Source organism: Mitsuaria sp. TWR114 (genome assembly GCF_007997345.1).
Map to the genome: position 1 here is coordinate 1 of NZ_VOSR01000150.1, position 7,820 is coordinate 7,820.

Here is a 7,820-nt window from a genome sequence, read left to right on the forward strand (position 1 = left end):
GCTGGCGCTGGCGCTGCTGGTGCTGATGCGCACCGACCTGATCGAGAGCTGGCGCGCCGCGACGCCGGTGAACGCGCCGGACCGCTTCGTCATCAACATCCAGCCGGACCAGGGCACGGGTTTTCGCGGCGAGCTCGAACGGGCCGGCGTCAAGGACTACGACTGGTACCCCATGATCCGCGGCCGTCTGGTCGCGATCAACGGCGAGGCGGTGCAGGCCAGCCGCTTCACCGAGGAACGCGCGCAGCGCCTGGTCGAGCGCGAGTTCAACCTCAGCCACAGCGCCGAACTGCCGTCACACAACCAGATCTCCGGCGGCAAGTGGACCGCCGAGGAGCAGGGCGGCGTGAGCGTCGAGCAGGGCCTGGCGGACCAGCTGGGGCTCAAGCTCGGCGACACGCTGCGCTTCGACATCGCCGGCGTGCCGGTCGATTCGCGGATCACCTCGCTGCGCAAGGTGGACTGGGGCTCGATGCGGGTCAACTTCTTCGTGCTGTACCCGCATGCGGCCATGCCGGAGCTGCCGGTCAGCTTCATTTCCGCCTACCGGTCGCCGCAAGGCGAGGGCGGCGCCGCGGCGCTCGATCGCAAGCTGGTCAACGCCTTCCCCAACCTGACGCTGATCGATGTCTCGGCCGAGCTGCACCAGGTCCAGCAGGTGCTGGAGCAGGTGATCATGGCCGTGCAGCTGCTGTTCGCGGTCGCGCTGGCGCTGGGCGTGGTGGTGCTGCTGGTCGCCGCGGTGGGCTCACGGGACGCGCGCACCCGCGAGTTCGCGTTGATGCGGGCTTTCGGCGCGTCCAGTGCGCTGATGGCGGCGGTGCAGCGCGCGGAGTTGCTGGGGCTGGGGGCGCTCGCCGGCCTGCTGGCAGGGCTCGCGGCGCAGGCGCTGGGCTGGGCGCTGACGCATTACGCCTTCGAGTTCGAATGGCAGTTCAAGCCCTGGGTGCTGATCGGCACGACGATCGGCGGCGCGGTGCTGGCCCAGCTCGCGGGTTGGTGGGCGCTGCGCGGCGTGCTGCAGCGCCCGGTGGTGCAGACCCTGCGTGAGGCCGACACCAACTGATCAGCGCTCAGGGAAGCACGGGCTGCTGCACGGCCTTGCAATTCACCCGGGTCGTGCGGCCGGCGATGGTCAGGCGGCACTCTCCCGCCGGATGGCTGCTATAGAGGGCCGGGGTCTGGAAGCGGTTCCAATGATGGATCTGCTCGACGTCGGGAATCGAGCCCGCCACGCCGGCGACCGCGGTCTGTGATCCCACCACCCATCCCTGCGTGAAGAGGTTGCCGACCACGGTGATCGGCCCCTCCTTGGGCACGCCCCGGATCAGGACGCTGGATCGGTTCGAGGTGCCGAAGCGGCCGAAGTCGAAGACATTGCCGGTGATCTCGACGGATTGCCCGCCAGCGCCGGTCGACCCGGCGTGCATGTCGAACTGGTGATACGCGCCCCTGCCGCCGCCGTTGAGGACGAGGTTGTCCCGGGCCTGGTAGCGCTCGCCGGGCTCTCCGCTGCCGGCAATCGCGTGACGATTGGCGTTGAAGACGTTGCAGTGGATGTCCGCCTGGGCGTGGCCGTTCTGGACCACGACGCCATAACCCAGCTGGGAGCGGAGGTTGTCGTGGATGTGGTTGTGGTGAATCCGGTTGTCGACGGATTGCTTGACGCTGACCGCCGCCCAGGGCCAGTGGTAGAGCTCGTTGTTGTCGATCTCGACGCCTTGCGTGCCGGGAAGCAGCTGGATGCCGATGGTGCTGTTGGTGGAGGTGGCCTCGCCCGACGGCCCCTCGATGCGCAGGCCGGAGATGCGCACGCCGCTTTCAACCACGATGACGGGATAGCTGCGCGCGGCGGCATCGACCCAGCGGGTGCGCAACAGTCCGCCGGGGCGGCCCTCGAGGCCGCGGTCGCCGAAGAGCGTCTGCCCGGCGCGCAGCCACAGCGCGGAGGATTGATTGGGCAGATCGATGGTCGCGTCGCTCGGCACATGGATGTGGCGGGCACCGCTGTCGACGGCGGCCTTGAGCGAGGCGAAGTCGCGGGCCACCACATGTCCCGGCATCTGTTCGGCGCGAAGCGCGGCGCTGTAGCCGCGCCCGCCGCCGAGCACATCGCAGTTCTGGGCGAGAGAGAGGCCGTGGACCAGCCCCAGTGCGAGCAGCACGGGGACCGATGCGGCGCAACGCCGGATGGTGGAACGGGAAGGAAGCTTGAATGTGGAGCGCATGGTTCGCTTTCTGCACTTGAAGGGGAGCGCAGTGTGCGAACCGACCTCACTTCCGTCAGTCGCTCCAAACCATCTTCAAAGTCGGCCGACCGACCTCTTTGAGTTGGTCTATTCCCTATAGCGAAAGAGCTGCGGTCAGCGATGCGCGGCGGCGCGCTCGGCCGATTCGATGGTGTTGACCAGCAGCATCGTGATCGTCATCGGGCCGACGCCGCCCGGCACCGGCGTGATCCAGCCGGCGACTTCCTTGACGCCGTCGAAGTCCACGTCGCCGCAGAGCTTGCCTTCCTCGGTGCGGTTCATGCCCACGTCCAGGACCACCGCGCCCGACTTGACCATGTCCGCGGTCAGCACGTTCCGCTTGCCCACCGCCGCCACGACGATGTCGGCCTGGCGGGTGAAGTGCGCCAGGTCCGGCGTCGCGCTGTGGCACACCGTCACCGTCGCGTTGGCCTGCAGCAGCAGCATCGCCATCGGCTTGCCGACGATGTTGCTGCGGCCGATCACGACCGCATGCTTGCCCTTCGGGTCATAGCCGATGAACTCCAGCATCTTCATGCAGCCGTAGGGCGTGCAGGGCTTGAAGCCGTCCTGGCCCACCATCAGCGCGCCGGCGCTGGCGACGTGGAAGCCGTCGACGTCCTTCTCCGGCGCGATCGCCTCGATGACCTTGTGCGCGTCGATGCCCTTGGGCAGCGGCAGCTGCACCAGGATGCCATGGATGGCCGGATCGTTGTTCAGCGCATCGACCCGCGCCAGCAGCTCCGCCTCGGTCATCGTGTCGGCGTACTTCTCCAGCACCGAATGCATGCCGGCGTCCTCGCAGGCCTTGACCTTGTTGCGCACGTAGACCTGGCTCGCGGGGTTCTCGCCGACCAGCACCACCGCCAGGCCGGGCTTGACGCCCTTGGCGGTCAGCGCGGCGGCGCGCGTCGCCACCTCGGCGCGCAGTTGCTTGGACAGCGCGTTGCCGTCGATCAGTTGAGCAGTCATGGTCGGTACTCCGGAATCAGAAAAGCGCAAGGGCAGAGGATCGCTCTGCCCGGGGAATGCAAAAGGCCGCTTCGCAGCGGCCTTCGGATGGGACGTCGGATCAGCCCGCCTTGGCGGCCGCCGTATTCGCGCCGAGCGCGATCTTCAGCAGATCGGCCACGGTGTTGGCGTTGAGCTTCTCCATGATGTTGGCGCGGTGCGCCTCCACCGTCTTGATGCTGATGCCCAGGTCGTCGGCGATCTGCTTGTTCAGGCGGCCGGCGACGATGCGCTCCAGCACCTGCGCCTCGCGCGTCGTCAGGCGCGACAGCAGGGCGTCGCGGCTGGCCGCTTCCTGCTGCGTCGCGAAGGCGCCGCGCGCCTGGTCCAGCATGCGCTCCACCAGCGACAGCAGCTCTTCTTCCTTGAACGGCTTCTCGATGAAGTCGACCGCGCCCTTCTTCATCGTCTGCACCGCCATCGGCACGTCGCCATGACCGGTGATGAACACGATGGGCAGCGGGCTCTTGCGCTCGATCAGCTTGTCCTGCAGTTCCAGGCCGCTCATGCCTTCCATGCGGATGTCGGCGATCAGGCAGGCCACTTCGCGCGGGTCGTAGCGGCTCAGGAAGCTCTCGGCGGAGTCGTAGCACTTGACCCGGTAGTCCTTGCCTTCCAGCAACCACTGCAAGGAATCTCGCACGGCCTCGTCATCGTCGACGACGTAGACATTACCCTTCTTCGGAATCAAGCTCATGGTGTTGCTGCGGTGTTGTGAGCAGTGCCCGTCCCCGGGTCGCCGCTCTTGTCGAGCGGAGCCAGCTGGGGCTCCGGACGCGGAATGTCCACGGGGATCGTGAACGCGAACCGGCACCCGACGATGGACGGGCCATTGTAGAGGTTCTCGGCGCGGATCCGACCCTGGTGGGACTCGATGATGGACCGGCATAACCCTAGGCCGATGCCCAATCCATCGGCCTTCGTGGAGAAGAAGGCCTCGTACATGCGCTCGATGACCTCGACCGGCAGGCCCGGTCCCATGTCGGTCACCGAGAACTCGATGTTGGCGCCCAGCTCCGCCGTGTGCTTGGGCACGACGCGCAGCTCGATGTGGCGGCGCGAGGGCGGCAGCGCCGCGTTGTCGATGGCCTCGGCGGCGTTCTTGAGCAGGTTCAGCAGCACCTGCTCGATCAGGATGGGATCGACCCGCATCACCGGCAGCCGCTGCGCGACGTAGGTGTGGATCTGCACGTTGCGCCGGCGCAGCTCGATGCCGGCGAGCTCGACCGCGTCCTCCACGATCGAGGCCGCGAACGCCGGCTGGCGCTGCGGCTCGCTCTTCTTCACGAAGGCGCGGATGCGATGGATGATCTGGCCCGCGCGCTGCGCCTGCTTGGCGGTCTTTTCCAGCGCGACGATCAGGTCGTCCTTCTGGATGTTGTCGTTGCGCACCCGCGAGACCATGCCGTTGCAGTAGTTGGTGATCGCGGTCAGCGGCTGGTTGAGCTCATGCGCGACGCTCGAGGCCATCTCGCCCATCGTGATCAGGCGGCTGGTGACCTGCGCCTTCTCGGCCTGCTGCTGCTGCTGGGCCTCGGCATGGCGGCGCGCGGTGATGTCGGTGGCGATGAGCATCTGCGCCAGGCGGCCGTCGGTCCACTGCAGGTAGCGGGCGCGGACATCGAACCACATGTCCAGCTGCGCGATGAAGACCTCGCGCGAGTCGCCGCCGACCTCGGTCAGGTGCTGCGCCGGCAGGCCGCCGTAGTCGTCGACGTCCTCGTCGGTCTCGAAGTTGTTTTCCTTGGTGCTGGTCGCGCCGGCCAGCTGCGAGCCCGCGAGCATCGCGTGCCCCTTGGGATCGGCGCCGAACCAGAGCCGGTAGCTGCGGTTGGCGAAGAGCAGCTCGCCCTGCTGCACCGACAGCACCGACACCGCCGCGTCCAGGCCTTCCAGCACCGTGGTGAAGCGCTCGTGCGACGCGGACAGCTGGTCGCGCACCCGCTTGGCCTCGGTGATGTTGGTCATCGAGGTCATCCAGCCGTTCTGCTTGCCCTTGGGGTCGATCAGCGGCGAGACATACATGCGGGCGTCGAAGATGCTGCCGTCCTTGCGCATCACCTTGACCTCGGAGCCGCCGGCGGGGCTGCGGCCCTGCATCTCCTGCTGCAGCAGGCGCAGGTTCTCCTCGTAGCGGTCGGGCGGCCAGTAGGGGAAGGGCGGCTTGCGGCCGATCAGTTCCGACTCGGCGAAGCCGGTCATCGCGCAGAAGGCCGGGTTGACGTAGCTGATGCGCGTCTCCAGGTCCATGGCGCGCATGCCGGTCAGCATGGAGTTCTCCATCGCGCGCCGGAAGTTGGTCTCGGCGGCGAGCGCGTTCTGCACCTGCGCGCGCCGGCGCATGTGCTTCCAGGTGCCCAGCAGCATCCAGACGGTCAGCACCGACAGCGCCATCACCATCCAGAACAGCGTGTTGGAGATCAGCCCGATCGAGGTCCGGTAACCCTGGCCGCGCAGCACCAGCCCGGGGGCCGGCGCCATGGGCACCTCGTAATAGATCGGCGCGCGCGTGATGCGCTTGCCCGGCATCGGCGTCACCGTGCTGGCGACCACCTGCTCGCGCGGATCGAGCACCGCCACCGCGTGACGCGAAGTCAGCTCGTTGGGCACCGAATAGCGCAGCAGGCCCTCCACCGCGTACTCGGCGATCAGCACGCCGGCGAAACCGGCGCGGTCGCTCAGCGGCAGCTGCAGCTGGAAGACGGTGGTGTTGTTGGCGTCGGCGAAGGAGGCCGAGTAGACCCGGGTGCGCCGGTCGCGGGCGCCCTGGAAGGCGCGCTCGGGCTCGCTGTTGGCATGGCCGTTGGGCATCGACGGGTCGCTGCCGTCCAGCGTCATCAGCGAGTCGGCCTGCTCGCCGATCGCCGCCACGCTGACGCGGCGCTCGCGGCGCGCGTTCAGCCAGGTGATGTGGGTGATCTCGGGGCGGTTGCGGGCGATCGCCATCGCGCGCTGCGTGAACTCGAGGTTGTCGATCGCGCGGTTGGCCAGGTCGCGCTGCAGCGGGATCAGGAAGTCCTCGTTCTCGATCAGGCGCGAGCGGATCTGCTGCTGCGCCATCTCGGTGTCGCGCTTGACGGCCTCGGCCTCGCGCTCGATCTCCTCGTTGCGCAGGTACCAGAAGGCCGAGACGATCGCCGCCAGGAACAGCACCACCGACAGCAGCGGGCCCAGCGTCGCGAAGCGGTCCTGCCGCGACGGCGACTGCCGCCGCCACCACGCCGAGACCAGGCGTTTGAGAGGGTTCAGGGCACGGCGCGCAAAGCCTTGGACATCGAGGCGGGACAACATGGGCGCGATTATCCCGGCGCCTTCGGTGCGACCCGGCTCCGGCGGCTCCGGGCATTCCCGATCCGGGCATTCCCGGATCGCATCGTGAAAGACATCCATCACGAAACCCCGCTGAAAACGCCTTGGAAATTTCACTATACGGAAACGCATCGCGCTATTTGGAAAATCCACGGCTTATGCGACACTCCGCCGCCATAGCCCTTCTGGAGGGTGCCGACGCATGCGTGTTTCCTCAAGCTCGGGCAGGATTGCCTGTTCGGAACGGACACCGCGCCGCGCGACCCGCCCGTCCGAAGGCCGTGATTGAGACACAGGAGACAACACATGTCCGCGCAGCCCCAGTCGTTCCTCGGCGCAGCCGCCAATGACACCGACGCTCTCGAAACCAAGGAATGGCTGGACGCGCTGTCCGCCGTCATCGGCGAGGAGGGCGGCGAGCGCGCGCACTTCCTGCTCGAGACCTTGATCGACCACGCGCGCCAGGCCGGCATCGACGTGCCGTTCTCGGCCACCACCGCCTACGTCAACACCATCCCGGCCGACCGGGAAGAGCGCTTCCCCGGCAACATCGACATGGAAGAGCGCCTGCGCGCCTTCATGCGCTGGAACGCGATGGCGATGGTGGTGCGCGCCAACCGCCTGCATCCCGAAGACGGCGGCGACCTGGGCGGCCACATCTCCAGCTTCGCCTCGCTGGCGACGATGCTGGGCTGCGGGTTCAACCACTTCTGGCATGGCGACGACGGCATCCACGGCGGCGACCTGCTCTACATCCAGGGCCACAGCGCGCCCGGCATCTATGCCCGCGCCTTCCTGGAAGGCCGCATCACCGAGGAACAGCTGAACAACTTCCGCCAGGAAGTCGACGGCAAGGGCCTGTCGAGCTACCCGCACCCGAAGCTGATGCCGGAGTTCTGGCAGTTCCCGACGGTGTCCATGGGCCTGGGCCCGCTGATGGCGATCTACCAGGCGCGTTTCCTGAAGTACCTGCATGCCCGCGGCATCGCCGACACCTCCAAGCGCAAGGTCTGGGTCTTCCTGGGCGACGGCGAGATGGACGAGCCGGAAAGCCTGGGCGCGATCGGCCTGGCCGCGCGCGAGAAGCTCGACAACCTGATCTTCGTCGTCAACTGCAACCTGCAGCGCCTGGACGGCCCGGTGCGCGGCAACGGCAAGATCATCCAGGAGCTCGAGGGCGAGTTCCGCGGCGCCGGCTGGAACGTCATCAAGCTGATCTGGGGCTCCTACTGGGATCCGCTGCTGGCGCGC

Annotated in this window: 5 protein-coding genes and 1 pseudogene; 2 read left to right on the forward strand and 4 right to left on the reverse strand. The window is 67.6% G+C overall.

What is annotated here, in order from left to right; genetic code table 11:
* Nucleotides 1-1,066: ABC transporter permease (locus tag FUT87_RS06965; protein ID WP_147240545.1), on the forward strand; the 1,066-nt coding region annotated here is incomplete at its 5' end.
* Nucleotides 1,067-1,073: 7 nt separating this feature from the next.
* On the opposite strand, the gene FUT87_RS06970 is transcribed toward FUT87_RS06965, so the two are convergent.
* From FUT87_RS06970 to FUT87_RS06985, 4 genes are all read right to left on the reverse strand, one after another.
* On the reverse strand, nt 1,074-2,165 hold the full coding sequence (locus FUT87_RS06970; RefSeq protein ID WP_222617063.1) for a right-handed parallel beta-helix repeat-containing protein: 1,092 nt from the start codon (nt 2,163-2,165) through the stop codon (nt 1,074-1,076).
* Nucleotides 2,166-2,363: 198 nt separating this feature from the next.
* On the reverse strand, nt 2,364-3,221 hold the full coding sequence (gene folD / locus FUT87_RS06975) for a bifunctional methylenetetrahydrofolate dehydrogenase/methenyltetrahydrofolate cyclohydrolase FolD (protein ID WP_147240547.1): 858 nt from the start codon (nt 3,219-3,221) through the stop codon (nt 2,364-2,366).
* Nucleotides 3,222-3,321: 100 nt separating this feature from the next.
* On the reverse strand, nt 3,322-3,957 hold the full coding sequence (locus FUT87_RS06980; RefSeq protein ID WP_091734133.1) for a response regulator transcription factor: 636 nt from the start codon (nt 3,955-3,957) through the stop codon (nt 3,322-3,324).
* Nucleotides 3,954-6,551, reverse strand: coding sequence for a PAS domain S-box protein (locus tag FUT87_RS06985; protein WP_147240548.1), 2,598 nt, complete (start codon nt 6,549-6,551; stop codon nt 3,954-3,956). The genes FUT87_RS06980 and FUT87_RS06985 overlap by 4 nt, the downstream gene beginning before the upstream one ends.
* Nucleotides 6,552-6,875: 324 nt before the next feature.
* Here FUT87_RS06985 and aceE point away from each other — a divergent pair.
* Nucleotides 6,876-7,820: pseudogene (aceE, locus tag FUT87_RS06990) on the forward strand (pyruvate dehydrogenase (acetyl-transferring), homodimeric type); the annotation flags it as partial.